Source organism: Methylobacterium sp. AC690 (assembly GCF_979256535.1).
In genome coordinates this window covers 1-237 of record NZ_CEEDOX010000132.1, presented here as the reverse complement: position 1 = coordinate 237, position 237 = coordinate 1, and the positions used below count along the sequence as shown (strand labels likewise).

Annotated in this window: 1 pseudogene; it reads right to left on the bottom strand. The window is 74.7% G+C overall.

The features are described 5' to 3' along the window. Positions 1-237, bottom strand: a pseudogene (locus AC0IY1_RS25590) (heavy metal translocating P-type ATPase); the annotation flags it as partial.

Sequence of the window (237 nt, the reverse complement as noted above, 5' to 3'; positions counted from 1 at the left end):
CTGCAGGTTCGTGAATGCGGAAGGTCCGGAGATCAGGGCGACGGGCACCGCGAGGATGAGCGGACCGGGGGTGGCGACGACTAACACCGCGAGGGCCCGCACGGGATCGCTGGTGGCCGCCCAGGCCGCCCCGGCCAGCCTCAGGGTCAGGCCGAGGAAGGCCAGGCCATCGCGGTCGGCGAGGCGCGCCATCGGGGCCGTCTGGGCCCGGGCTGCCTCGACGAGCCGGACGATGCC